Here is a 26,341-nt window from a genome sequence, read left to right as displayed (position 1 = left end):
GCGCCAAAAATCAATCTACGACAATGTACGCAGCTAAAGATGTTGTTTCACACTATACCTCACCCAAAAATAATATTTGTTTCTATCTGTTACTTATTATACAAAAAAGGTGGAAAATATGCAAATTCACAGGCTGCTTGCAACTGACTACTGCAATTTAACGCTGTAAAAAAGCACCTGCCATCCCCACATATTCGTGTAATGCCATACAGGTTATATCAAATGCCTGCAGCTGTGGCACCAGCCAGCGCGGATTAAATTGCCCCTTAGGATTGAGCGTGTAATCACAGGGATAGGCGGCAACCTTAATGCCCTGCCCGCCTAAATAACGCTCAAAGAACTGCATGCTGCGAGGCATATGCAGCGCGCTTGTCAGCAGCAGTACATTTTTATAGCCGCGTTCACGGCAGAGTGCAGCAGAATAGGCAGCATTTTCTTTCGTTGTCCTGGCCTGCGTCTCGACGATAATCTGCTCCTGCGGCAGTCCCAGCTGTAACAGAATCCGCTCGGCGACCAGCGCCTCGCTTGCGCCATCGCTGAACACCTGCCCGCCGCTGATGAGCACCGGCAGCGAATGCTGCTTCGCCAGGCGCGCTGCCGTCAGCAGACGCGCCGCACCGGCGGACATCAGGCCGCCGCGCTCAGTGCCGTCAGGCACAGAGCCGACGCTGCCGCCGCCCAGAACCACTATCACCTGCGCAGCAGCAGGCTGCTGCTGACTATAACGGTTTTCCAAGGGCTGCCCCAAAAGCTTGGCACCCACTAAGGTGCAGCTAAGATATAACAACAGCGTCAGGCAGGCGCTTAAGCGAAAAGCTAAGCAACCAAAGCGCTGGCGCTTACGCCATAAATAAATACTCAAGATTATTCCGAGTAAAACAAATAAACCCGGTGGCAGCAAAAAGGCTGCGATAAATTTCAATACATAAATCATTGTGCTTCTCCCTGCTTATGGCTAAAGATTATGTGAAGTGCTGTGCTTGCTATATGCTAAAAAGCGACAGCCATGCTGGTTAACAGCTTATCATTACGCCTTCTATTGTAGCCTTTTTCAGTAGTAAAAACAAGAAAAAATAGCCTGCAGCATTCATTGGTATGAATGCACACAGGCTATAATTTTTAATCTTAGTCTCTGCCGGGTTTCAGCTTACGCAGCATCATCCATAACGGACCTGCCAGGAAGGTGGAGGTATAAGCACCACTGGAGAAGCCTACCAGCATCGCAAAGGAGAAATTGCGGATAGTTTCGCCGCCCCAGATGAAGATAGCTACAACAGCGAACAGAGAGGTACCTACAGTATAGATACTGCGTCCCATGGTCTGCCAGATACTGTTGTCTACCATTTCCGTCATGCTTTCGCTACGGCGATGGATTTTCAGGTTTTCACGGATACGGTCGAAGATAACGATAGTACCGTTGACAGAATAACCTACAACCGTCAGCAGAGCTGCAACGAAGGAGGAATCCAGTTCCATATGGAACAGAGAGAAATAGCTCAGAGTTACCATTACGTCGATAATCAAAGCGACAATTGCTGCCAGAGCAAAGCGGAATTCAAAGCGGATGGTGATATAAGCAATCATCAGGAACCAGGAAAGCACAATCGCCATAACAGCCTGTTGAATCAGCTCACCGCCGACGGTAGCACCAACGTTTTCAACACGCTGGATAGCAAAGTCGCCAAGCTTGCTCTTCAGGTCGGTCATAACCTGCTGACGCTGCTCGTCGCTGATAACGCCGGTACGAATCAGCACGCCCTTAGAGCTCTTGGCATTGCTGTCGCTGCTTTCCAGTTGGATAATAGCATTACCCAGATCCTTTTCCTTGAGCACATCACGTACCTGAGATACAGTAACAGGCTTGTTGAACTGCAGATCCATGATGCTGCCGCCGGTAAAGTCAATGCCCAAGTTGAAGCCCTTGAAGAGCATGGAGCCGATACCGATAATCAGGAAGGTGATGGTAATAGCGAAGAAAATTTTATAACGCTTAACAATAGATAACTTCATTATTTAGCCACCTCCTCTTTTGCTTTCGGTGCTTTTGCACCAAACAGGAAGGGACTCTTGGTGATGTTACTGTAAATCAAAAAGCGCAGCAGGAATTTGGTAACGGTTACTGCGGTAAACATACTCAGCAAGGTACCAAGTGCCAGGGTAACAGCAAAGCCCTTGATAGGACCGGTGCCCAGGTAGAACAGTACGGCTGCGGCCATAATAGTAGTAAGGTTGGAGTCAAGGATGGTTACGATAGCACGGCCAAAGCCGGAATCCATCGCACTGCGCAGAGTTTTGCCGCGCTTAACTTCTTCCTTGAAGCGTTCGAAAATCAGTACGTTGGCGTCAACCGCCATGCCGACAGACAGGATAATACCTGCGATACCGGGCAGTGTCAGTGTTGCACCCAGATAACGCATTACCAGCAGCAGCAGCATTACGTACAGCAGCAGAGCAATGTCCGCAACTACGCCTGCCAGACGGTAGAACAGCAGCATGAAGACAAATACGCCGATGATACCGATGCTGAAGGCTTTAACACTCTTGTCCTTGGAATCCTGACCGAGGGTAGGACCAACGGTACGGTTTTCCATAACTTCGATTTTAACCGGCAAACTGCCGCTGCGCAGCAGGATTGCCAGATGCTCGGCCTCCTCAACGTTACGGGAGCCGGAAATCTGTGCATGACCGCCGGTGATAGCTTCCTGTACTACAGGAGCAGTCAGTACCTGACCGTCAAGCTCGATAGCAATTTTTTTGCCTACATTGCGGGCAGTAAGGTCAGCAAATTTTTTGCCGCCTGCATCATTAAATTCCAGGCCAACTACAGCCTGATTGCCTTGGGAAACCTGTGCCTTAGCGTCCTTCAGGTCACTGCCTGTGAGGACAACCTTGCCGCTTTCATCCTTGAACTGCAGCATAGCGGTACGGCCCAGCATAGAAATAGCTTTTTCAGGGTCCTTTACGCCCGGCAGTTCAACAATAATACGGTCTTTGCCCTGACGCTGAATAACAGGTTCGGTCAGGCCCAACTCATTGACACGACGCTCAATAACCTTTACACTGCGGTTGACAGCGTCATCGTCAACCTTAAGTTCCGGCGTATCCACTGCCTGTAAAACTACATGAGTACCACCTTGCAGATCCAAGCCCTGTTTAATGGAATTAGCCAGAGGCGAGATGTATACGCAGAAACCGCCGATAATCGCCAAAGCGACAATCAGAAATTTCCCGAATTCATTCCAACGCAAAATAACTTCCTCCTTAAGATTTTTTTGGATTAACTGGATTTAATTTATAAGCTAAGCGGACTGAGAGTGGTAATCCCGCTTTCACTTGCTAAAAGCTGTACAAGCACGTCAAATTCATCCCGCGGCAGACTCGGCTGAATAAAAGCATCGTAAGCGATGCCCATGAGCAATGCGTTTTCCGCCTGCGGCAGAAAACGGTCGTAATAGCCTGCGCCCATCCCCAGTCTGCTGCCGTCGCGGCCGAAGGCCACTCCAGGCACCAGTACAAGGTCAAGCTGCTGCGGCTGCAGCAGCTTCGCCGGCTGGCGGACGCTGCGGATGCCGTAACGGTCAAGCTCAAAGTTCAGCATGTTCTCCAGCTGAACAGGAGCCATCTCCGTAGCCGACTGTACCAGCGGCACAGCAACAGTCTTGCCGTCGTGCAAGGCCTGCTGCAACACCAGGTCTACAGACAGCTCATTTCCGAAAGCCAAATAGCCCATGATGCAACTCGCTTTGCGATATGCATCACAGGCCAGTATCTGACGGGCAGTCAGCAGGCTGCCGGATGCAACCTGCTCTGCGGTCAGTTGCGACCGCAGCCTTTTAAAATACTTGCGCAGCTCAACTTTTTCTTCTGCAATCACCATCAGGAATTCTTAGCGGGGTTTTGGAAGCCGCTGACAGCGTTGCGCGCCATTTCGATTACTACGCCCTCGGCAACTTCTACCTTAACGCGTTTTTCAGAAATAGCCGTAATCTTACCATAGATACCACCAATGGTAATGATTTCGTCGCCTTCCTTAAGGCTATTTAACAAATCCTGTCTTTTCTGCTGCTCTTTTTTCTGGGGTTTCCACAGCATGAAATAGAATATGCCGCCCATTAAAACAAAGGGCCAGAGAGAATTAAGCAAAGCCATTGTATCTCCACCTTGCATATTGAACACCTCCACATTTTATCACTTCCCGCAAATTCGGACATATTTGCAGGTTCCTCTTGCAAACCTTTTAGTATGCAATAGTTTGGTTTATTTATACCACTTTTATATATTCTCTGCAAATCGGAAAAATCCTTGTTATCAACGATAATTTTCTAAGAATCTTTCGCGGAACTCAGGGAAGCAGTCATTAGCGATTGCCTCACGGATTTCCTTAGCGAAATGCAGCAGGAAATGCAGATTATGAATAGACAAGAGTCTCAGGCCGAAAATCTCCTCTGCCTTAAACAGATGGCGGATATAAGCACGGCTGAAGTTACGGCAGGCATAGCAGTCACAGCCTTCCTCAATCGGACGGAAGTCCTCAGCGTAGGTTGCGTTGCGTACTACCAGACGGCCAGTATGCGTCATAGCGGTGCCGTTTCTGGCAACGCGTGTCGGGAACACACAGTCAAACATATCAACGCCCAGGTTTACTGCCTCTACAATGCAGTCGGCAGTGCCTACGCCCATCAGATAACGGGCCTTATCCTTCGGCATCAGCTCGGTGGTCTGCGAAAGAATATCGTACATCATAGGCTTAGGCTCGCCTACGGACAGACCGCCGATACCATAACCGGCAAAGTCCAGCTCTGTCAGCTGCTGCACGCTCATGCGGCGCAGCTCAGGATACATACCGCCCTGCACGATACCGAACATGGACTGGTCCTCGCGTGTATGCGTTTCCAGGCAGCGCTTGGCCCAACGGGTGGTACGCTCGGTAGAACGCTTAGCGTAATCAAAATCAGCGGGATACGGGATGCATTCATCAAAGGCCATCGCGATATCAGCGCCCAGTGCCTCCTGCACCTGAGTAGAAACCTCCGGCGAGAGGAACTGCTTGCTGCCGTCGATATGCGAACGGAACATTACGCCCTCTTCGGTGATTTTGCGCATTGCACCCAAGCTGAATACCTGAAAGCCACCGCTGTCGGTAAGCATACCGCGCTTATAATTCATAAACTTATGCAAGCCGCCTGCCTTGCGCACCAGCTCGTGACCGGGACGCAAAAACAGATGATATGTATTAGACAAAATAACCTGGCTGCCCATATCATACAGCTCTTCCGGTGCCAGAGTTTTTACCGTTGCCTGTGTGCCGACAGGCATAAACATCGGAGTTTCAAAGGTACCATGCGGCGTATGCAGGCGGCCAAGACGTGCGCCGCTGCGCGGACATTCTTTTATTAGTTCGTAGGTTACTGCGTGTTTTGTCATATGCAACTCCTAAAAATATTTATCAGCGCCTTCGGCTTTGCGGCGAAGGCAAAAAAATCTTATTTATTGAGGTCTGTAATAAACATGGCATCGCCAAAGGAGAAGAAGCGATATTTTTCTTCAACCGCTTTCTTATAAGTCTGCAGCATAATCTCACGGGTAGACAGAGTGCTTACCAGCATCAGCAGCGTGCTCTGCGGCAGATGGAAGTTGGTTACGAGGTCATCTACCAGACGGAATTTATAGCCAGGGTAGATGAAGATATTCGTCCAGCTGCTGCCGGCGTGCAGCTGACCGTCAGCGCCTGCAGCCTCCAGAGTGCGTACTGCCGTGGTGCCTACCGCAATAATACGGCGGCCTTCAGCCTTCGCCTTATTTACTGCATCCGCTGCCTCCTGCGATACGGTGTAGAACTCCTTATGCATCTTGTGGTCTTCAATCTTCGCCTCGCTTACGGGACGGAAGGTACCAAGGCCTACATGCAGCGTTACAAAAACCTCTTCGCAGCCGATTTCCTTGATTTTCTGCAGCAGCTCTTTGGTAAAGTGCAGGCCTGCAGTCGGAGCGGCAGCACTGCCGCGCTCACGGTTATAAACAGTCTGATAACGCTCCTTATCCTCCAGCGGTGCCGTAATATACGGCGGCAGAGGAGTTTCACCCAGACGGTCAAGAATTTCTTCGAAGATACCGTCATACTTGAAGCGTACTACGCGTCCGCCGAAGTCGGTGTGCTCGATAACCTCGCAGCTCAATTCATCGCTGAATTTAATCTTGGCACCAACCTGCAGTTTTTTGCCGGGGCGTACCAGAACCTCCCAGTCGGTTGCATCTCTGCGAGTCAGCAGAAACACCTCGACATGAGCGCCGGTATCCTTCGTACCATGCAAACGTGCAGGAATAACGCGGGTATCATTAAACACCAGCACGTCACCGGGCTTAAGATAATTTACCAGGTCATAAAAATGCTTGTGCTCAATTTCACCAGTTTTTTTGTCAACCACCAGCAGACGCGAATGGTCACGTGGCTCCATAGGATGCTGAGCAATCAGCTCCTGTGGCAGCTCATAATCAAAATCAGTTACTAACATGTAAATTTCTCTCTTTTCTTATATATTACAGGACATAGCTTCCTGCTAACGGACAAGCTTAGCTCCGGGATAATAGTGTGCCAGAATCGTTTTATAGGTTGCTTTGGCATCAGCATTCGCCAGGCCGCGCGCCCCCCAGGCACTTAAGCCAAGGCCGGAGCCCTTACCCTTGCCATGGAAAATTATTTTTTCCTCCTTGCCGCCTCCCAAAAGATGGTAGCTACGGACTAAATTTTTCCAGACAGGCCTTTTCGACTCATTAACCTTGATGTCTATATCCTTGCTGCCAATTTCCATACCATAATGATCTTCAATAGGCACCTTGAGCGTTTCTGGCACCGGTGTACCGGTTTCCAGCTCAAACAGAGCGCTGTTCAATCCCAACAGCTCCACCAGCTCATCGCCACTGATTTTTACAGTGGCAGCTTCACCGGAGAGGATAATATATTTTACCCGTCCCGTAGGCGTTCTGTCAACACCTGCGTCATCTAGCGGTGACAGGCGAATGCTTGTCAGCTTGCCAGCAGCATAGCCACGCTGCGCCAGCAAGCCTTCCAAAAACGCCGGTGTCACGCGACGTTCCCAGGTATATTCAGGACTATCGCTGTCGTAATCCTCTACCGACTGCAGATAGCTGACGGGAGTTCCCCAAAGATTTAAAGCGCTTTCGGTTCTGCCGCCAGTGCTCGAGGTGGTTACTGCTTCGATGGCACGTCCGTAAGCATCAGCAAGATACTGCCCCTTCGTCGCCTGAATCAGCTTCGTCACAGCAGACTTTTCGATGCGCTTGCCTGTGCCTTCGTAAGGCAGCTCCTTATCTGTTGCCAGCAAAGCATAAGCATTTTTGCTCTGCTCCATTTTATACATAGCATAGCTGCGGGCAGCAACTGCCTGGGCCTTGATGACCTCATCAGGCCATACGACCATCGTTTTGGCAGGCAGCACACTCGCCAGATAATTCTCCAAAGGCAGTCTGTTAACTACCAAAAGCTTATCCCCCTGCTCAGCACGAAGCTGAAAATCCCCTTTATAACTGCGTTTATTGATTTGCGGTGAGCTTTTGCCTGCCGCCGCAGCAACAAACGCTTCATTACCAAATTCATTGTTATCATCAAAGAAAAGCTTTCCCTGCTGCACATGGATGAAATATTTTCCCTTGGGCATCGTAGTCGTTTTGCCCGCCGAATCACGCACTGTGAATTCATCCTCACAGCTCAGCTCTGCCGTTGCCTGCCCCACCACAATTCCTATACGGATTTGCTCGGCGGCAGCTGCAGCAGAGGCAAATATAAAAGTAAATAACAGTACAAACAGTATCAGTAATTTTTTAAGCATATACTTTTCCTCGATTTGCTAAGTTTAAGAAGAGGAGCAGTGAACAGTGAAAGGCTCCCTTTGAGGACATATGGCCAGAGAGGCTCCCCTAGGGGGGGACAAGGTGAATTGCCCGCAGGGCAAGAGAAGGCGCCCTGGGGCGGCTGTCACCCGATAGGGTGACTGAGAGGGGAATACAAGCAACGTAGCTTTATAGAAATCCCCTCTCCGTCATCGCTACGCGATGCCACCTCTCCCCTAGGAGAGGCTTTTCTACTGCTTGCCATTAAACTCCAATTATCCGTCAGCCTTTATCTGTTCACCATTTTAATATTTTTGCTTACAACCACAAACTTATCCTGCGCTGCTTCAGCCTTCGGCTTTTTGCGGATTTCGTAGCGGTCGCGCTCGCTGAAGACACAGCCGCAGTACTGCTGGCGATACAGCCCCAGCTCCAGGCTGATATTCACGCCGCGCTGATAGCCGACGCGGAAGTCTTCATAATAGAACGGAATACCGAACTCCGCCGCTGCGGCTTCAGCCTCCTTTTTTATCAGCTCATGGCGCTGATAGGGACTGACGAGCAACGTAGTAGAAAAGGCATCGTAGCCGTTTTCCTTGGCGAACTGCGCTGCGTAGCGCAAGCGCATACGATAGCAGAAGGCGCAGCGCACAGTTGGCTCCGCCAGCATACCGCGAATGCATTCCTCTATTGGATAGCTTTTGTCGATAATAAGATTGTAACGCTTCTTTTCACAAAACTCCCGCAGCGTGCTCAGCCTGTGCTTGAACTCCTTGTATGGATGAATGTTAGGATTAAAAAACAAAATATCGAAATCTGTACCCGCTGCCGTCAGCTGCTCCGTAGGATAACAGGCGCAGGGGCCACAGCAGGCGTGTAATAATAATTTCATTTTTCCTCCTGAGCAGCTTGGCTGCTTCATTGATTTTCGGGATATGGCATTCCCAGATATCTGTAGGTTTCGCGTGTTGCCATACGTCCGCGCGAGGTGCGGTTCAGCATTCCCTGCTGCATCAGATACGGCTCGATTACATCTTCAATGGTTGAGGACTCCTCGCTTACGGCTGCAGCAATCGTTTCGATGCCGACAGGACCGCCACCGAAGGTTTTGACGATGGTTGTCAGGATTTTGCGGTCATTGCGGTCGAAGCCGTAGCGGTCAACCTCCAGCTTGGCCAATGCCTCGTCTGCCAGCTGACGGTCGATAACCTCCACACCCAGCACCTGTGCAAAATCGCGCACACGCTTCAGCAGACGGTTCGCAATACGCGGCGTGCCTCTGCTGCGGCGGGCAATTTCCATAGCGCCTTCCTGGTCGATTTTCACATTCAGGATTTCCGCTGCACGTGTAATAATAAACTGCAGCTCCTCCGGCTTATAAAATTCCAGGCAGCACTGCACGCCGAAGCGGTCACGCAAAGGCGCTGCTATCGCGCCCAGGCGCGTGGTAGCGCCGATAAGCGTAAAATGCGGCAGGTCCAGACGCACGCTGCGCGCCGCCGGACCTTTGCCGATAATAATATCTAACGCAAAATCCTCCATAGCAGAATACAGGATTTCCTCTACGGTCTTGGACAAGCGGTGGATTTCGTCAATAAAAAGTACATCATTGTCGCCAAGATTGGTTAAGATTGCTGCCAAATCTCCCTGACGTTCAATCGCCGGTCCGCTGGTAACGCGGATGTTGACATTAAGCTCATTGGCAATAATGTTGGCCAGCGTAGTTTTGCCCAGGCCCGGAGGCCCGAACAGCAGCACATGATCCAGCGCTTCGTGGCGGGCAGCGGCAGCCTTAATGAAAATCGACAGATTATCCTTGACCTGCGTCTGACCTATATATTCATTTAACAGACGCGGACGCAGGCTGTACTGCCAGCCATCTGCTTCCTGTTCCGCCCCGGCAATAATTCTATCATCAAATTCCATAAGTACCTCCTAGTAAGCCTTTTGCAGCCTACTGCTGCAGGCTCAAATACCGCCAGACGATTTATCTACGGGAAATTACTTCATCATCAGTCTTAAGGCCTGCTTCAGAATTTCCTCGCTCGTCTTGCTCTCTGCGCCTTCGATTTTCTTGATTACGGGCATAATCTCGCTGTTGCTGTAGCCAAGGGAAGCAAGTGCTTCAATAGCCTCCGCTACCGCTCCGCTGCCTCCGGCAGCTACTGCTTCGCCGAAGCTGTCAGCGCTTTCGGCGGCCACGGGGCCGACCTTGTCCTTCAATTCCAGCAGCAGGCGCTCCGCCGTCTTTTTGCCGATACCCGGCAGCTTAGTGAGCACCTTGATATCGCGGCTCTGCACCGCCAGATAAAAGTCATCGGGCTTGACTGCTGATAAAATACCCAAGGCCATCTTGGGCCCTACGCCGCTGATAGTCAGCAGCAGCTCAAAGAGGTCATAATATTCTTGGCTCAAAAAGCCGTAAAGAACAATGGCATCCTCGCGTACCGCCGTGTGGATGTGCAGGCGTACGGATGCACCCTGCGTCAGCTGTGCCAGCTGTGCTGCCGGCATGAAAACACGGTAGCCTACGCCGCCTGCCGTTTCGATTATGCAGTTGTCTATGCCCAGGCTGTCAACAGTGCCCTTCAATGAACCTATCATTTATCTGCCCTCCTGCCATCTGCGCGTAGACGCAGTATTGATGCCGCAGATTGCCGCTGCCAGCGCATCTGCCGTATCATCCGGTTTAATTTTTTCGCGGATATTGAGCAGATGCATCACCATATAGATAACCTGCTCCTTCGTCGCACTGCCTGTGCCTACTACCGACAGCTTAATCTGCATCGGCGTAAACTCCATCACCGGCAGTCCCTTGTTGGCAGCAGCCAAAAGCACAACGCCGCGTGCCTGTCCTACAGGAATCGCAGTAGTCACGTTGCGGTTGAAAAACAGCTTTTCAATACTCAGCAAATCTGGCTTAAAGTGTTCTATGATATCTGAAATATCATCGTAAATCTTCTTCAGCCTCAGCTCAGGCAGCATGTCCTTATCCGTCAGCACCGAGCCGTAAAAAACCGGGCGCAGACGGTTGCCTGTCATATCTACCAGGCCATAACCGCAAATGGCGGTACCAGGGTCAATTCCTAAAACCAGCATAAAAACCTCTCAAAAAACAGAAAGCAGACATCAACTGCCTGCTTTCCTTTCTGCAACTATGCTTCGCGCATATTGCAGTTACTTCGTAATAATAATATTATTCCTCGTCGTCTTCCGGCAAGTCAGCGTTGGTGTAAACGTCTTGTACATCATCGCAATCATCCAATGCGTCCAGCATCTTCTGAACCTTTTCAGCGTCCTCACCGGACAGCTCAGCCATAGTATCAGGTACCATGGTGATTTCGGACATTGCAACTTCAATATTGTTATCAGCCAAAGCCTTTTCTACATCGTCATAAGCAGCCGGATCGGTAATGATTTCGAAGCCGTCTTCACTGCTCTTGATATCCTCAGCGCCAGCATCCAGAGCGATCATCATCAGATCGTCTTCGCTAACACCGGTTTCAGCGCTAACTGCGAAGATACCTTTTTGTTTGAACATGTAGCTTACACAGCCGCTGGCACCCAGGTTGCCGCCGTGCTTGGAAAATACGTGACGTACATCAGCAGCGGTACGGTTACGGTTATCGGTCAGGCAGCTAACCATCATAGCAACGCCTGCAGGACCGTAGCCTTCATAGGTAATCTCTTCGAAGCTTTGGCCTTCCAGAGCACCTGCACCCTTTTGGATTGCACGTTGAATGTTGTCTTTCGGGATATTGTTAGCCTTAGCTTTGGACAGAGCCAGCTTCAGCTTCATGTTACCGGTAGGATCAGCACCACCCATACGAACAGCAATGGTGATTTCGCGACTGATTTTAGTAGTGATTTTGCCGCGCAGAGCGTCAGCCTTGCCTTTTTTATGTTTAATGTTCGCCCATTTAGAATGTCCTGACATTGTAAATTCCTCCAAACTTTCTCTTTGCCATATTTATTTAAGCATTTACCATAATATTTTACCACGCCAGCTGTGTTTTTTCAACAGCAAACGCCAGCAGATAGCTTTATTTTGCAAAAACATCCTTAATGCTGTCATAATGTAAAAAAATTCCCTGTTGCGCCAGCTCCTGAATTTCCTCTAACGTCGCCAGCTTATATTCCAGCGCCTCATTATGGCGAATTTTTACCTGCTCCGGTGCAAAAGGCAACGTAAAGAGATAGCAGTCGACGAAATAATTGTCGCCCTCACCCGGATTTTCGCGGTGATAGGTAAGCGCCGGCCCGCCAACGCAGGCAGAAACATCCAGACCTGTTTCCTCCCACACCTCGCGGTTTACAGCCTCGCGTGAGCTTTCACCCGCCTGCACCGCACCGCCGGGAACCTCCCACCAGCCGGCAGCCCAGGCCTTCGTCAGCACACGTCTGGTAATCAGAAAGCGTCCGTCGGTGTTACGCACAACACCAAGCACTGTCAGATGGTATTCACCGTCCTGCAGTATCCAGTCATTCTTTTTCATTGTCCGTCCGGTAAGACGGCGTTCACTGTCATAAATATCCCATTGCTCCATGATAAATTCCCCCTCTTAAAGCAAGCGCGGCAAATATTTGAAAATCAGCCAAAAGCCACAGGTCATGGCGAAGGCAATGCTGCCGCTGTCATAATCTATATAACCGAGATACAGGCTGTTTAAGCCCGTAACAAAAATCATATTCAGCCACATAAAGCCGTAGGCCCACAATAATATCTGTACCCACAGCGGCGGCTTTTTATAGGGATGAGGCTCATTATTCTTTATCATGATGCTTTTCCTCATCTAGCAGCTGCACAGCATCCAGCTGCTTCTGCAAGCGTGCTGTATAGCGCTTGGTTGTATGCAGAGCATTCTGCCCCTCCTCCAGCTTTTTGGCTGTTTTATCAAGGGCTGCTTCCAAGCCGGCAAGCTCCTGCTTCACCTTGTTCAGCAGCTGCCATACCTCGGTAGTACGCTGCTGCACCGCCAAGGTACGGAAACCCAGCTGCAGGCTGTTGACCAACGCTGCCAGCGTCGTAGGCCCCGCCACGCAAACTCTGAATTTCAGCTGCAGCTCCTCGGCCAGTCCCGGCAAAGCCAAAGCCTCCGCAAACAAGCCCTCGCTCGGCAGATACATTACGGCAAAATCCGTCGAATACGGCGGGCAGATATATTTTTCGCAAATATCCTTCGCTTCGCTCTTCAAGCGTCGCTCCAGCTGCTTCGCCGCTGCATCCGCTGACTGCGTATCACCGGCCTCACGCGCCTGCTGCAGGCGTTGGTAATCCTCCAGCGGAAACTTGGCATCAATTGGCAACAGCACCTCCTGCTCCCGCTGCCCCGGCAAACGCAGGGCATATTCCACGCGCAGGCCGCTGTGCGGACGCACCTCAGCATTTTCTACATATCTTGCACGGTCAAGAATATCCTTGAGGATATTGCCCAACTGCATTTCACCCCAGGTGCCACGCACCTTGACGTTCGAAAGAACGCGCCGCAGCTCGTCCACGCCGCAGGAAAGGCTCTGCATCTGTCCCAAGGACTGGTGTACCTCGCCCAGGCATTTGTTGACCTGCGCGAACTTCTGCTCCAGCGATTGATTAAGGCGCTCGTCCACAGTCATGCGGATGCGCTCCAGGTTTTGGTCCGTCATATCCGCCAGACGTGCCACCCGCTTGTCAATCTGCTCGCTCAGCCTGTCGCTCGCCGCCTGGTTTTCCAGGCGTGCTGCCCGCGCCAGCGTGCTCTGCTCGCCGCGCAGGTCATACATGCTTTCCGACAGCCTGCGCTCCAAAAGCTCCAGCCGCTGCGCTGTCATATCAGCCTTGGGCCGTCCCTGTATCAATAATATTATCACACCTGCCAAAAGCAAGGCTATGACAATCATCAAAGCTATAGCTAATGTACTCATTTCTTTTATAGTGACCTCCGTTATTTTTTTATTATAGCAGAAATCAACCACATAGCCAACAGATTAACGAACAAAATTTTTATGTTCGTTATAACATTTTCGCAATTCAACTTTTTTAACAAAATCAGCTTACATCTGCGCCCAAATCGTGTATAATATATTCATACATTATTTATTCCAAAGAGGTATTACATTATATGATAGATGAAAGTCCTAATCTCAACTCTGCTGATAAAATTCTTGAAGCCGCAACCAAGCTGTTTGCCATGGACAGCTTTGCTGCCGTGTCCATCAAGCAGATTTCTGTTGCCAGCGGCGTCAACAGCGCATTGATTTCCTATTATTTCGGTGGCAAGAAGAATTTATATCAGGAGGTTTTATATACCGAGGCCGAAAAATTTCTGAAGCTGCAGGACAAAATCCGTCAGCAGCCAGGTTCACCGCTGACCAAGCTGCGAACCTATGTAGACGGCATTGCCGAAATGCAGCAGCAGAACCCCTATAACATTCACCTGATTTACCGCGAGCTGCTGACACCACAGCCCATGTTTGAAAACTATGTGCGCAGCAAGCTGTACCGCATCCACCAGTTCATGACGGAGCTGGTTGAGGAAGCGATTGCGTGCGGCGAAATCGTTGCAGATATCAAAGCAACCCACGTTGCCTTCACGCTGGAAGGTATTATCATGTTCTTCTTTCTGATGCATAGCCATATCTGCGAGCTGGGCAATTTCAAAAACGGCGCAGAGCTGGATTATCTGCTGCAAGCGCTCAACACCTACCTTGCATCGCTTAGCAAAAAATAAATATATTCCTTAAACAAAGCTGCTTTCCGGCAGCTTTATTTTTGTTTACAACTTTGTTGCTTGACGCTGTCTACATTACAACCTATAATTTAATTGAACGATTAAAAATTTTACAACAATAAAACTTTTCTGCAAGGGAGCTGTTAAATCATGCAGTCTATTATGGAAAAACTTCCTGATAAAAAGAAACTCGCTGCCGGAGCTGCCGTTGTCATACTGGCAGCCGCAGGCTGGCAGCTTTACAGCAGTATTACGCATAAGCCGCAGGAGGCAAACTACATCCCCATCGTCCGGACTATGACGATTGGCGAAAGCATTGTCGATTCCTCCACCGTCTATCCAGGCGAGGTACGCGGGCGCTACGAAAGCCAGCTGGCCTTCCAGACTGCCGGCAGAATTGCTTCCCGTCTTGTCAACGTCGGCGACCGGGTACACGCCGGCCAGATCCTGATGACCATCGACCCGAAGGATGTAAACCAGAGCGTAGAAGCAGCCAATGCGCAGCTGGCATCTGCCATTGCCAACCAAAAGCTGGCAGCCGACAATGCAGCACGCTTTAACAAGCTGTATGCCGGCGGTGCTGTAAGCGAAGCAACGCGCGACCAATACAACACCCAGCTAGAGGCAGCCAATGCTGCGCTGCGTCAGGCACAGGCCAACGCCAACGCCAGCGGCAACCAGCTTGGCTACACGCAGCTGACGAGTGATGCCGACGGCGTTGTGGCAGCCATCACCGGCGAAGCAGGCCAGGTAACGGCAGCCGGTACGCCGATGGTCACCATCGTGCGCAGCGGTGAACGAGAAATCCAGATTAATGTGCCGGAAAACGTCAAGCTAAGTATCGGCCAGCAGGCAGAAATCAGCTTCTGGGCGCTTCCCGATGTTACGGCGAAGGGCACTGTCCGCGAAATTTCGCCTATTGCCGACAGCATTACACGTACCTATAAGGTGCGCGTTGCGGTGCCGCAGCTGCCTGCAGCAGCCAAGCTCGGCATGACTGCCAAGGTCAGCTTTAAGGACGCTGCGGCAGCAGCGGACGAGCTTGTTATCCCCGCTACGGCGCTGTATCAGGTGAACGGCAAGACACAGGTCTGGCTGGTGCGCAATAACCGCGCTGTGCTGCAGGACGTTAAGGTTGCCGGCTACGTAGGCAACAATGTGCGTCTGGCAGGCGGCTTAAACAAGGGTGATATTCTGATAACCGCCGGCCTCAGCAAGCTTGTCGATAACCAACAGGTACGTCTGACCAAAGGCGGTGATATCTGATGTCAAACAACGAAAAGCATCATGCCAACTGGGCAGAATGGGCTATTAACCATCGCCAGTTAGTTTACTTCTTTGCTGTGCTTGTGCTGATTATGGGTATGTTTTCCTTTAAATCGCTCGGACGCAGCGAGGACCCCAGCTTTGCCGTCAAGCAGATGGTAGTATCCGCAGCCTGGCCCGGTGCCAGCGCCAAAGATGTCGAGATGCATCTGACCAATACGTTGGAAAAGCAGATTCAAAGCTTGCCGCAGGTTAAGAAAATCACCAGCTATTCGCGCCCCGGCGTCTGCGTTATTACCGTAGCGCTCAAGGATGAGGTTACCGGCAACACGGTACGTCAGCGCTGGCTGGAGCTGCGCAATATCGTCAATGACGGCAAGAAGGACTTGCCGTCGGGTACCGTAGGTCCGTTTTATAACGACCGTTTTGATGATGTTTACGGCAATATCTACGCAATTACCGGTGACGGCTTCACCTATGAGGATATGCGTAAATACGCCGAAAAAATTAAGCTGGACTTCTTCAGCGTGCCTGATGTCAAAAAGGTTGAGCTGGTAGGTGTTCAGCCGGAGAAAATCTTCGTGCAGATGCAAACCGCCAAGCTATCGCAGCTGGGACTGGATATCAACAGTATTGCCAACACTATCAAAGCACAGACCTCGGTCAATGCCAGCGGTATGATTGAAGCCGACACAGCCAACTCCTACCTGCGCATTACCGGCAGCCCCGACAGCGTGGAAAATATTGCTGCCATCCCCATCAATGCCAACGGCCGTGTCTTCCGCCTGGGCGATATCGCAACCATCACCCGCGGTTATGCAGACCCGCCGGAAACAATGATGTACTATAACGGCAAGCCCGCAGTCGGCATTGCTCTTTCTATGGAGGACGGCGGCGATAACATCAAGCTCGGCGAAAATCTTGCCAAGGAAATCGCCCGTATCCAAAAGGAACTGCCGCTCGGACTGGAGCTTAATCAGGTTGCCAACCAGCCTGAGGTCGTAAAGAAATCCATCAGCGAATTCTCCGAAAGCCTTTACGAGGCAATTATCATCGTGCTGGTAGTCAGCCTGATGACACTCGGACGCCGCAGCGGTTACGTAATTTCCTGCTGCATCCCGCTGATTTTGTTAGGCTCCTTCTGCGCCATGTTCGCTTTGGGCATCGATTTGCATAAGGTATCCCTGGGCGCACTGGTTGTTTCCCTTGGTATGCTGGTCGATGACGCCATCGTCGTCGTGGAGCTGATGGAAGTAAAAATGTCTGAAGGCATGCCGCGTAAGGAGGCAGCCTCCTATGCCTTCAAAACCTGCGCCTGGCCGCTGCTGACAGGCACCACCATTACCTGCCTCGGCTTCATGCCGATTGCCTTTTCCAAGGCCAGTGCTTCGGAATTTGCCTACAGCCTTTTCCCGGTTATGACCGTAACCCTGATGCTGTCCTGGCTTGTTTCCGCAACCTTGGCACCGGTATTGGGCTATGAATGGATCCGTCCTACCGTTATCAAGCAGGAATCTTATGACAACAGCTTCTACCGCGCCTTCCGCAAGCTGCTGCACTGGGCATTGGGACACCGCATTACAGTTATCGGCATTACGCTGGCGATGCTGGGACTTTCCATGTTCATGCTGCGCTTCGTCAGCCAGGAATTCTTCCCCGCCTCCGTACGTCCGGAGCTTTTGGTAGAGCTTAATATGCCTGAGGGCAGTTCGATTAAAACTACAGATGCCGCAGCACGCAAGCTGACGAATCTGATTAAGGACGATAAAGAATTAGACCACGTTTCCACCTATGTAGGCGAAAGCGCACCGCGCTTTGTGCTGGTAATCGATCCGGTGCAGCCGCGTGATAACTATGCACAGCTCGTAGTTGTAGCCAAGAGCGTTGAGGACCGCAAAAAGCTGGAGAAGCGCATCAGCGAGTTGGCTGCCGAGCATTTGCCGGAGGCTATTGTCTACTCCCGCTCGATTCCGCTCGGTCCGCCTGCTCCCTATCCTGTTATGATCCGCGTCACCGGCAACAGCGATGCGCAGGTTAAGGAATATGCGCAAAAGGTGCGCAAGGTGATGGCCGCTAATCCCTACGTCAACATGACACGTCTTGACTGGCTGGAGCAGACCAACGCAGTTAAGCTGAAGGTCGACAATGACAAGCTGCTGCAAATGGGGCTCACGCGCCAGACTGTGGCCAACGCTCTGCAGGCTCAGGTATCCGGTTATACTGTTGCAACCTACCTAGAGGGCGACCAGCAGATTGGTATCGTTTTCCGCCTGCAGCCTGACCAGCGCGCAGATATTTCGCAGCTGGAAACTATCTCCATTCCTACGAGCCAGGGCGCTGTGCCGCTGTCACAAATTGCGCATCTTGATTACACCAGCGAGGACAATATCATCTGGCGCCGCAACCTGCGTCCTACGATTACCGTCAACGGCGGTATTGTTGACGGCGTTACCGGCAACGATGTTACCAAGCAGGTGTATAAGGAGCTGGAGCCCCTGCGCAAGGAGCTGCCTGCCGGCATGAGCATCGAGGTAGGCGGTTCGCTGGAGGACAGCAACGATACATTGAATTATCTGATGAAGCCTATACCGCTGATGCTGCTGCTGATTGTCGTTCTGATTATGCTGCAGATGCAGGATATCCGCAAGCTGCTGGTTATTATGCTGACGGCGCCGATGGGTATAATCGGCGTTATCTTCGGCCTACTGCTGTTCAATTCCGCTTTGGGCTTTATGGCTGAGCTTGGTATTCTGGCGCTCACCGGTACGATTATCCGTAACAGTATGGTGCTGGTTGACCAGATTCAGCAGCATCTTGATGCCGGGATGGAGCCTGCCAAGGCGATTACGGAATCAGCAATTGTGCGTTTCCGTCCGATTATGCTGGCAGCCTTCACTACGGTACTGGGATTGATTCCGATGTTCGCCAGCCAGTTCTGGAATGCGATGGCTGTGGCTATTGCCTGCGGTCTGACCGGAGCAACGCTGCTGACGCTGGTGGTACTGCCGGTGCTGTACGCGATTGTGTTTAAGGTTAAAGCAGAATAGAGCTGAGATTGGTTTATAAGAAATTACTAAAACCCATGTCACGCCGAAATCGGCAGGACATGGGTTTTCTTTATTCTCAATGCATGCTTTAATAGCGTGCGCTATTTTTTTATCTTCTGCAATACGCCTGCATCCGCTCAAACAGGTAATCCGCTCCCCTTTCGCCCATAAACGGCAAATGCGTTGCCACAGCGCTATTCATAAACGGTGCGCTGATGAGCACCTTCGTATTACCGGCATCCGCCTGCAGCAGTGCCACATCATCCGCCAAAATAAGCGTATCCTGCAGCCCACGAATTATCTGCAGCCAATCGCTCTCCTCAGCGTATGCTTCTATGTCTGCTGCCGGCTCAGCAATAGCCTTTAGGCTGTGCGCACACATTTTGTGCAGTACAGTGATGCCGCCCTGCTCCAGAAAGGCACTCACGCCCTGTACCAAATCATAATCGCCCTTAACTACAGCCTTCCTTGGCTTGTTGTTGCCCATCATAGTGAAAAGACTGAGTCTGGAAAGGCTCTTTTCCTTTGTTTGCAGACGTAGCAATACCATAGAATCCGGCTCCCTGCCTACCGCTTCTCCAACCTGCGCCAAAAAGCTCAGCGTGCCGCTGTAACCGTAGGGAACAGTGTAAATATAAGGCGTGCCAAATTTTTCCTGCAGATATTTGGCAGCAGCAAGGCCTTCGTTGCCCAGCACAATATTCACCTGTGCCAGGCCCATATCCTCCAACTCCTCCACGCTCGTGTCGCAGCAAAGACAGGCGTTACAGCTCAGCTCCAGCGCTTCGCTCAGCAAACTCTTTATCTCCCATATATCGCTTTCCATACGGTAACGCCACAAAGAAGCACCGATTATATTGTAAATGCCTTTTTCCTGCGCAACGCCCTTTTGCGGCAGATTACGCACCAGCAGCTTATACGTTTCAGCCAAACCAATGCTGTAATCGCCGCGGAAGCCGCCCTGCTCAAAGGCTACGAGCTTAGCCTTGACCTCATTTTGCATATAACGGCACACACCCTTGATATCGGTGCCGATAACGGCAGTTACGGAAGATGCAACGACAAAAATAACCTTCGGCGCATAATTTTTATCCAGTTCGACAAGCGCATCCTCCAGACGTGTTACGTCGCCCATGACAACATCGTCCTCGCTCATATGCGTGGTGAAGAAGCGGTTTTGAAAGCGCAGGCCCAGGCCTCCGTATAAGCCCATGCTGTAATGCGTGGTGCCTGCAGGGCCGTACTCCAGCACAATTGCTCCCTGTACTGCCAGAAGGCTCCAAATAATTCCCATTCTGTCTGACGGAGTCGGTAAAAATCTTACTAAGCTCACAGACCTGCCTCCTTTCTGAATTTTTTCGCATCAGCCACAGCCTGCTGCAGGATTTTCAGCAGGAAGGTGTTGCATTCAAAGCCCAGCATTTTGCCTGCCGGATCACTGTGCAGCTGTGCAATACCCTTGCGTCGCAAACGTTCGCCAAACTCATGTCCTATGTAAATCCACGGATGCAGTACATCATAAACATATTGCAGCGGTGCGATATTCGCCGCCTTGCAGACATACGGATCAGTAGCTGCCAAAATGCTTTCGAGATCCGCAAAATCCTCCTCCCGCAGCTTATTGCTCTGAATCAGCTGCGGGACCATTCCCAACCTGCACAGATAGCTGTTGAGCTCAAAACAGTCATACTGCGTATTGCCAAAAATATACGGCACTCCCTGCACAACAGGCAAAATCTCCTGCTCCAACGCCTTGCATTCGTCAAATTTCGCACCGACCTCCGCAGGCAACGGCAGCTCAAGATACGCAAACAGATGCTGATAGGCCTGTAAAATCTTTTCCGGTGCGGCAAAACAGTTGAAGTAAACATATGGAATGCCGTACTGCTCCCGCATAGTCTGCGCCAACGGCAGCGCAATATCATTGACAACAATATTGACCTTTGCCGCCGGAGCGTGACAGATGTCGTCACTTGTGCAGCCGCTGGGCAGCTGTACACCGATTTTCACACCGGACTTTGTCAGCAGTGCATAGAGCTCCGTATCCGCAAAATCACCAAAGCGCTGTCCCAAAACATTCACACTGCCATCACATTTCTGCGACTGCATAATGCTTTGGCAGGCAGTAATGGCGCGCTCAAAGCCGGGAAAATGATCCTCGCACTTAAAGTGCTCGGTATGCACCGCCATTACCGGAATGCTATACTGCTTTGTCAGCTCCTCGGCAATCACGTCATAATCATCACCGATAACCTCAATAACGCAGGTAGTCACAAGCATTACGCATTTAGGCTGATATTCCGACACAATCTCTTTAAACGCCTTATGCATACTTTCGGCACTGCCGAAGGTCACATCATTACTGTCGAGCACTACCGAAACACAGCGCCCGTTAATACCGCCGTAGCGGTCGCTGAGAGTCAGGCTTTTGGTATAATAGCTGCATTCGTCCGTACCCACGATAACCAGCAGGCAATCCTTGATGCCGCCGGCAATCATAGCTGCACCCATCAGCGGACAGTGGGTGCCTGGGAAGAGTGCCGTCGTCAGTTGGGGAATGTCCTTAATCGTCTGTACTTTGCTCAACCGGTTCAGGCGTTCTAAAAGCTCGTTACCATCAATGCCTACAGCCTGTGGTGGCCCGCTCAGTTTTTCCTGCAGCTTGCGCCTTGCCTTTTCTTGCAAATCCATCTTTTTCTCCTATTCCTCTTCATCCTCGCTGAGATCCAAAACACGCTCGGCTAGCTCATTATATACCTGTACCATCGGAGAATCCTTAACAAATTCACTGACAGTACCGCCCTGATTTTCGGCAATCTGAATATCGCCGCTGCGCGGAACGTACTGCACAACCTCGGTACCGATTTCTGCGGCAGCCTTGGCCACAAGCTCTTGCTCATTTTCAATATTTTTGGCGTTGAGAATGATGCCCTTTAAACGTGCATAACCGCGACGGCCGAAGTTTTTGATTGCCCGGGCGATGTTGCTTGCCGCATAGAGGGCCATCATTTCGCCGGAGGAAACGATGAATACCTCACGTGCGTAGCCTCCGCGGATGGGCATGGCAAAGCCGCCGCATACTACATCGCCTAAGACGTCGTAGATTACGATGTCAGGCTTATAGGTTTCAAAGGCTTCCAGCTCGGCCAATTTTTCGAAGGCGGAGATGATGCCGCGGCCTGCGCAGCCGATGCCAGGGGTGGGGCCGCCGGCTTCTACGCACAGGACACCGCCGAAGCCTTCAAAGACGATGTCCTCAAGCTTTAATGCTTCGCCCTTTTCTTTTAACTGCTCCAGCACCGTAGGAATACGTTTGCCTTCCATAAGATTTTTCGTGCTGTCACTTTTGGGGTCACAGCCAACCTGCATAACCTTGTAGCCCTTTAAGGCCAGTGCTGCCGATAAATTGGAGGTGGTGGTGGATTTGCCGATACCGCCCTTACCGTAAATTGCAATTTTTCTCATAACCTTCTCCTTTTATGTTTTGTAATAGTTGGGAAATGTTTTGAACATAAACTTTCCCCATACCATATATTTACATATTCTAAAAAACAAGCAGGAACTATTTTTCGTAGTTCACTGCTTGTTTTTATATTATAGGGTAGTGCGCATAATACGTTTTAATTCTTCCAGATTCTTCATCACATACTGACTGGAGCAATGCATATATTTCATCGGCACAATAACAACCTTCCCGTTTTGCACGGCAGAAACAGTCTGATAGCTGGGATCATTCAAAATTTCTTCCTTGCGTATCTCGGCATTTTTGTGCTGTCCGCCAAAAGACCAGTCCAATACAATCAGTCTTTGGGGATTCATAGCAATAATCTGTTCCTTGCTGAGATAAGATGACTGCGGGAAATCGTATTTTGCAGCCAGATTTTCAATATTACATGCTTCGCAGATGCTAGCAGGCATTGAGCCCTTTTGGCCGATACCGCCGTTAGGATGAATCAGCAGAACACTTCCAATCTTCTGTCCTTCGGTAGAAGCCTTAAGATATGCGGCAACCTTTTCTGCCAGGCTGTTGGCAGCAGCCTTATTATCTGCTACCTCGCCCACAATTTTAATGTAATCAGGAATTTCCTGTATAGTCTTGGGCTGACGCAAGACACATGTCTTGATGCCGACACTGTCAAGAGTGTCCGCCAGCTCGTTGGCTCTGCCGTCAGTCAGAATAACAATATCCGGTTTAAATTTCATAATCTGCTCGGGATTATTTTCGCATACAGGTATACCCTTCAGCTTTTCGTAGCAGTTTGACAAATCCTCTTCCCTTGCCCACATATCTGTAGCAATTATCCGGTCTGTCGGTATAAGGTCCGTTAAAATATCTGTAGCGCTGTAATTTAAGCAAACTATTCTTTTAGGTGCTGATGCAAAGGTTATCTTCTTGCCTCTGGCATCAACAACGGTATAACCGCCGCCCTGCTCCTGCGAGGACAAGGAATCCTTGGCGCAACCGGTGACTAATAACAAGGCTAATGCCATTATTACCAGAAAAAGCTTTTTCATTATTCACCTTCAAAGCATTTAATTAAAATGTTCTTTCATAAGTAATGAACCAGTCACGGTACGGCAACAGGCAGCCTCTGGAAGCAGCCATCTCTTCGGTTCTGTTCAGAATGTTATTGACTGCAAACTTCACGCTGTTTTCTTTGTCAAACTGATATGTAGCATTAAAGCTCAGATATTGCTTGATGCCATTGCCGGAATACGGTGCATATGACAGATAACGCATAGCAGCATATTGGTGCAACAGGTTGGTGGCTAACTTACCGTTTTTATAGCCAAGAACGCTGTTAATCAGCAATTTATCATCGCAGTTTCTGAAATCAGCACCCGGTTTATCAATCTGCTTAGGATCAGAATATGCAACAGAGGTCTTGAAGCTCCAATGATCGCTCAAAACGCCTTCATAGGAAACCTCTAAGCCGGTGTTTTTAAACTTGTTGGCATTGACAACCATGCTGTGGTCATCGTCAATTTTCTGGGTAAAGATTCTGTTGCTGATATCCAGATGATACAAAGAAACCTTTAAGAATTCGCGGGGAGACAAAAGCTTCTTCCAGCCGATTTCATAGTTCCAGCCGGTTTCGGGACCAAGGTTATCATTGAAAATCATAGAATCGCTGTCGGAGTATTGGTCGCCAATGGTAGGCATACGGAAGGATTTGTTGACGTTCAAGAATACGGTATCCTTATTGTTCAGCTTGTGCAGTAATTGTAAGGACGGCAGGAATTCATTTTTCATATCGTCATACATTACTTCACGGCCGCCGAACGATAAGGTTGTTTTGTCGGTCATGTTGTCAACAGCCTGGATATATACAGCCTTTCTGTGACGTTTAATCATGTCCAGACCGAAGGAGGTACCTTTAACGTTTCCATGAGAATCTGCTTCCAAAGCCATTTCCGCACCGGTAGTAATGTTAAACTTACCAATATCAAAATTATATTTAGCGTCTACGCCATAGTTCCAGCTTGTTCTGCGCAGGGAACTCTTGGGCATCAGCTCATAAGCTGCGTTATAGGCATCATTTTTGTATCTGCGCTTTTGGCCGAATACGGTAACATCAAGGCCTTTATTATTATATGCTACATTAAGGTCATGGAATACGATATTGGTTTCATTGGAGCCGGTCTTCTTTAAAGCTTTAAACTTATCGTAATCATTCTGATTATCAGTCAGCATATATCTCATAGATAAATTATCATTAGGTTTGTACTTTAACATAACACTGTTTTTCTCCATCCACTTGCCTTGAGATGTTTTCTTCGCAGTGTACCAGTTGCGTTCCGCAATTCTGTCATGAGTATATGCCATACCGAATTTGCTGTCGCTTACATTCAAGGTAGCCAGGCGCTTGCCTCTGCTGCCGTAGCCTGCACTTGCAGAAATTTGTTGGGACTGCTTGGTAATGATATTGATAACACCGGTCAGGGTATCGGTGCCGTAAAGAACTGCGCCGGTACCGCGGATAATCTCGATTCTTTCCACAGCATTAACAGGAATAGCGTCCAGGTTACCAAAGCCCTGCATATTTAAAGGAACACCGTCAACCAGGATAGTCGGATTACGGCTTGCGCCGGTCAGACCTCTCATACCAAATGTAGAGCCAACACCGGTAGGCTGAGCGGCAATTGCGCCCGCTGCATATTCCAATACTTCCTGTACGTTGCTGCCGTTGTAGTTTTTAATATCTTCCGCAGTGAAAATTTCGGTAGTAGCGGGAGTATTCAGCTCCTGCTTAATTTTCTCCTGAGAAGCTGTTACAACAATTTCATCTAAATTATATTGATCCAGCTTTTCTGCTGCAAAACTTACGCTTTGAGGCAAAATTCCCAAAATCATGAATAAAGCGGCAACTTTTTTTCGGTTCATTTTCAACATAAAAATACAATACCTCCTAACAACTTCATCACAAACTCATACACTCACCTAATGCTTATACTCTAGCATTATTATGTTGTTTATGTTATGATGATACAGTATACTCCATATAGTAACTATAATGTCAATAGGAGAGATTTTTAAATGATAGATAAGGGCAATTTCTTTTATGCCAGCGACTTGGCGCAATTATATAACATATCCAAGCAGACGCTGATTTTCTATGACAAAAAGGATTTGTTTAAACCTGATTATGTAGATTCGAACGGTTATCGCATGTATTCGCTAAAGCAGTTTTTCATCTTGGGAATAATTCTGGATTTGAAAATAATGGGCTTTCACCTTAATGATATAAAAAATTTTCTGGACCATCGCACCCCTGACGATACGCTTTCTCTGCTCAATAAGCAATTACATAAATTGACAAAGCAAATAGAACTTACTACAAAACTATGCGACAACATAAAATCTAAAATAAATACCATAAATATCTACAACGATTGCAAGCTGAACGAAATAACCTTGTCCTACAGAGAAGAGGAGTATTTTTTGGTAAGCGAGAAAATCCTGCTTTCGTTACCACAAAAGGAACGGTTTTTAGCTGCTGCTACCCTGCTGAATTCAGCAGTCGATAAAAACGGACTCAAAGAATACAACCTCAGCGGATTTATTTTTAATGAAAAAATTACTGATTTTTCTCCGGAATCCTATAAGGTATTCTGCAAAACTAACAAAAGCAATCACAATTACGTCAAGCCTTACGGTCTGTATCTGCAAATCTGCGTTAATACCAATTTTGCCGACGCAGTTAATACTGCCAAACCGTTTTTAAATAATTTTTGCAAAGCACTGAATTTAAAAACAAATAACATTATTTATATCAAAACATTAAGAAATTACTGGTCAACCGATTCGCATGACAACTTCATTTCTAAAATAGAAGTACCCGTATTATAAGCGGATTATAGTAAGTATAATGTTCGCAGAAGAAATTCACTCCCTTGACATTCCCCCATATTTCAAGTAAACTTAAATTAAGTTCTTCAAAACCGCAAGTAAGCTTATGCATCCGGCTCATT

At 49.3% G+C, this 26,341-nt stretch carries 25 protein-coding genes; 4 read left to right on the top strand and 21 right to left on the bottom strand.

The genetic code is table 11. The annotated features are described in order from the left end of the window. Positions 1 to 157 precede the first annotated feature (157 nt). The 16 genes from Q0612_RS05175 to Q0612_RS05100 form a co-directional block, all read right to left on the bottom strand. On the bottom strand, positions 158 to 934 hold the full coding sequence (locus tag Q0612_RS05175; RefSeq protein WP_298881644.1) for a YdcF family protein: 777 nt from the start codon (positions 932 to 934) through the stop codon (positions 158 to 160). 191 nt (positions 935 to 1,125) lie between these two features. Beyond that, a complete protein-coding gene (gene secF / locus Q0612_RS05170; protein ID WP_298881642.1) occupies positions 1,126 to 2,010 on the bottom strand; it encodes a protein translocase subunit SecF in 885 nt (294 codons plus the stop codon). Next, on the bottom strand, positions 2,010 to 3,248 hold the full coding sequence (gene secD / locus Q0612_RS05165) for a protein translocase subunit SecD (protein ID WP_298881640.1): 1,239 nt from the start codon (positions 3,246 to 3,248) through the stop codon (positions 2,010 to 2,012). The genes secF and secD overlap by 1 nt, the downstream gene beginning before the upstream one ends. A 44-nt stretch (positions 3,249 to 3,292) precedes the next feature. Next, positions 3,293 to 3,877 (bottom strand): 5-formyltetrahydrofolate cyclo-ligase, encoded by a 585-nt coding sequence (locus Q0612_RS05160; RefSeq protein WP_298881638.1) that lies wholly within the window; start codon positions 3,875 to 3,877, stop codon positions 3,293 to 3,295. Beyond that, positions 3,877 to 4,167, bottom strand: a complete 291-nt coding sequence (gene yajC / locus Q0612_RS05155; protein ID WP_298881633.1) for a preprotein translocase subunit YajC — start codon at positions 4,165 to 4,167, stop codon at positions 3,877 to 3,879. Before yajC ends, Q0612_RS05160 begins: the two co-directional genes overlap by 1 nt. Positions 4,168 to 4,308: 141 nt before the next feature. Then, positions 4,309 to 5,424, bottom strand: coding sequence for a tRNA guanosine(34) transglycosylase Tgt (tgt, locus tag Q0612_RS05150; RefSeq protein WP_021721033.1), 1,116 nt, complete (start codon positions 5,422 to 5,424; stop codon positions 4,309 to 4,311). A 59-nt stretch (positions 5,425 to 5,483) separates the two neighbouring features. Continuing rightward, complete coding sequence (gene queA / locus Q0612_RS05145; protein WP_298881629.1) at positions 5,484 to 6,512, bottom strand: tRNA preQ1(34) S-adenosylmethionine ribosyltransferase-isomerase QueA; 1,029 nt, start codon at positions 6,510 to 6,512, stop codon at positions 5,484 to 5,486. Positions 6,513 to 6,557: 45 nt separating this feature from the next. Beyond that, positions 6,558 to 7,847, bottom strand: coding sequence for a SpoIID/LytB domain-containing protein (locus Q0612_RS05140; RefSeq protein WP_298881626.1), 1,290 nt, complete (start codon positions 7,845 to 7,847; stop codon positions 6,558 to 6,560). Between the two features lie 290 nt (positions 7,848 to 8,137). Beyond that, positions 8,138 to 8,740 (bottom strand): epoxyqueuosine reductase QueH, encoded by a 603-nt coding sequence (locus Q0612_RS05135; RefSeq protein ID WP_298881623.1) that lies wholly within the window; start codon positions 8,738 to 8,740, stop codon positions 8,138 to 8,140. Between the two features lie 26 nt (positions 8,741 to 8,766). Beyond that, a complete protein-coding gene (gene ruvB, locus Q0612_RS05130; RefSeq protein ID WP_298881620.1) occupies positions 8,767 to 9,774 on the bottom strand; it encodes a Holliday junction branch migration DNA helicase RuvB in 1,008 nt (335 codons plus the stop codon). 75 nt (positions 9,775 to 9,849) lie between these two features. After that, the gene (gene ruvA / locus Q0612_RS05125; protein WP_298881617.1) at positions 9,850 to 10,452 is read right to left on the bottom strand and encodes a Holliday junction branch migration protein RuvA; all 603 of its coding nucleotides are present in this window, start codon (positions 10,450 to 10,452) and stop codon (positions 9,850 to 9,852) included. Further along, positions 10,453 to 10,947 carry a crossover junction endodeoxyribonuclease RuvC gene (gene ruvC / locus Q0612_RS05120; protein ID WP_293691877.1) on the bottom strand — a complete coding sequence of 165 codons (495 nt, stop codon included), beginning with the start codon at positions 10,945 to 10,947 and terminating at the stop codon, positions 10,453 to 10,455. Positions 10,948 to 11,044: 97 nt separating this feature from the next. Next, entirely contained in the window at positions 11,045 to 11,785 is a 741-nt protein-coding gene (locus tag Q0612_RS05115) for a YebC/PmpR family DNA-binding transcriptional regulator (protein WP_009146253.1), read from the bottom strand. A 106-nt stretch (positions 11,786 to 11,891) separates the two neighbouring features. Beyond that, entirely contained in the window at positions 11,892 to 12,395 is a 504-nt protein-coding gene (locus Q0612_RS05110) for an NUDIX domain-containing protein (protein WP_298881610.1), read from the bottom strand. A gap of 15 nt (positions 12,396 to 12,410) precedes the next feature. Then, complete coding sequence (locus Q0612_RS05105) at positions 12,411 to 12,626, bottom strand: hypothetical protein (protein ID WP_298881607.1); 216 nt, start codon at positions 12,624 to 12,626, stop codon at positions 12,411 to 12,413. Then, entirely contained in the window at positions 12,613 to 13,749 is a 1,137-nt protein-coding gene (locus tag Q0612_RS05100) for a DNA recombination protein RmuC (protein ID WP_298881604.1), read from the bottom strand. The genes Q0612_RS05105 and Q0612_RS05100 overlap by 14 nt, the downstream gene beginning before the upstream one ends. A 197-nt stretch (positions 13,750 to 13,946) precedes the next feature. Between Q0612_RS05100 and Q0612_RS05095 the strand changes: the two genes are divergently transcribed. The 3 genes from Q0612_RS05095 to Q0612_RS05085 all read left to right on the top strand — a co-directional run bounded on the left by Q0612_RS05095 (position 13,947) and on the right by Q0612_RS05085 (position 18,868). Then, complete coding sequence (locus Q0612_RS05095) at positions 13,947 to 14,555, top strand: TetR/AcrR family transcriptional regulator (protein WP_249747157.1); 609 nt, start codon at positions 13,947 to 13,949, stop codon at positions 14,553 to 14,555. 150 nt (positions 14,556 to 14,705) lie between these two features. Further along, positions 14,706 to 15,821, top strand: coding sequence for an efflux RND transporter periplasmic adaptor subunit (locus Q0612_RS05090; RefSeq protein WP_298881595.1), 1,116 nt, complete (start codon positions 14,706 to 14,708; stop codon positions 15,819 to 15,821). After that, the gene (locus tag Q0612_RS05085; RefSeq protein WP_298881592.1) at positions 15,821 to 18,868 is read left to right on the top strand and encodes an efflux RND transporter permease subunit; all 3,048 of its coding nucleotides are present in this window, start codon (positions 15,821 to 15,823) and stop codon (positions 18,866 to 18,868) included. The genes Q0612_RS05090 and Q0612_RS05085 overlap by 1 nt, the downstream gene beginning before the upstream one ends. 109 nt (positions 18,869 to 18,977) lie before the next feature. Here Q0612_RS05085 and Q0612_RS05080 read toward each other — a convergent pair whose 3' ends face one another. From Q0612_RS05080 to Q0612_RS05060, 5 genes are all read right to left on the bottom strand, one after another. After that, positions 18,978 to 20,201, bottom strand: coding sequence for a nitrogenase component 1 (locus Q0612_RS05080; protein WP_298881589.1), 1,224 nt, complete (start codon positions 20,199 to 20,201; stop codon positions 18,978 to 18,980). Next, complete coding sequence (locus Q0612_RS05075; RefSeq protein ID WP_298881586.1) at positions 20,198 to 21,559, bottom strand: nitrogenase component 1; 1,362 nt, start codon at positions 21,557 to 21,559, stop codon at positions 20,198 to 20,200. Before Q0612_RS05075 ends, Q0612_RS05080 begins: the two co-directional genes overlap by 4 nt. Positions 21,560 to 21,568: 9 nt before the next feature. Beyond that, complete coding sequence (locus tag Q0612_RS05070; protein WP_298881583.1) at positions 21,569 to 22,333, bottom strand: nitrogenase iron protein NifH; 765 nt, start codon at positions 22,331 to 22,333, stop codon at positions 21,569 to 21,571. 129 nt (positions 22,334 to 22,462) lie between these two features. Beyond that, positions 22,463 to 23,383, bottom strand: a complete 921-nt coding sequence (locus Q0612_RS05065) for an ABC transporter substrate-binding protein (protein WP_298881580.1) — start codon at positions 23,381 to 23,383, stop codon at positions 22,463 to 22,465. Between the two features lie 22 nt (positions 23,384 to 23,405). Continuing rightward, entirely contained in the window at positions 23,406 to 25,262 is a 1,857-nt protein-coding gene (locus Q0612_RS05060) for a TonB-dependent siderophore receptor (RefSeq protein WP_298881577.1), read from the bottom strand. 144 nt (positions 25,263 to 25,406) lie between these two features. Between Q0612_RS05060 and Q0612_RS05055 the strand changes: the two genes are divergently transcribed. Next, positions 25,407 to 26,219, top strand: coding sequence for a MerR family DNA-binding transcriptional regulator (locus Q0612_RS05055; RefSeq protein WP_298881574.1), 813 nt, complete (start codon positions 25,407 to 25,409; stop codon positions 26,217 to 26,219). The last annotated feature ends 122 nt before the right edge of the window (positions 26,220 to 26,341 follow it).

Source organism: uncultured Phascolarctobacterium sp. (assembly GCF_937920985.1).
Classification (GTDB): domain Bacteria; phylum Bacillota; class Negativicutes; order Acidaminococcales; family Acidaminococcaceae; genus Phascolarctobacterium_A.
This window is presented reverse-complemented; position numbering and strand designations above follow the sequence as displayed.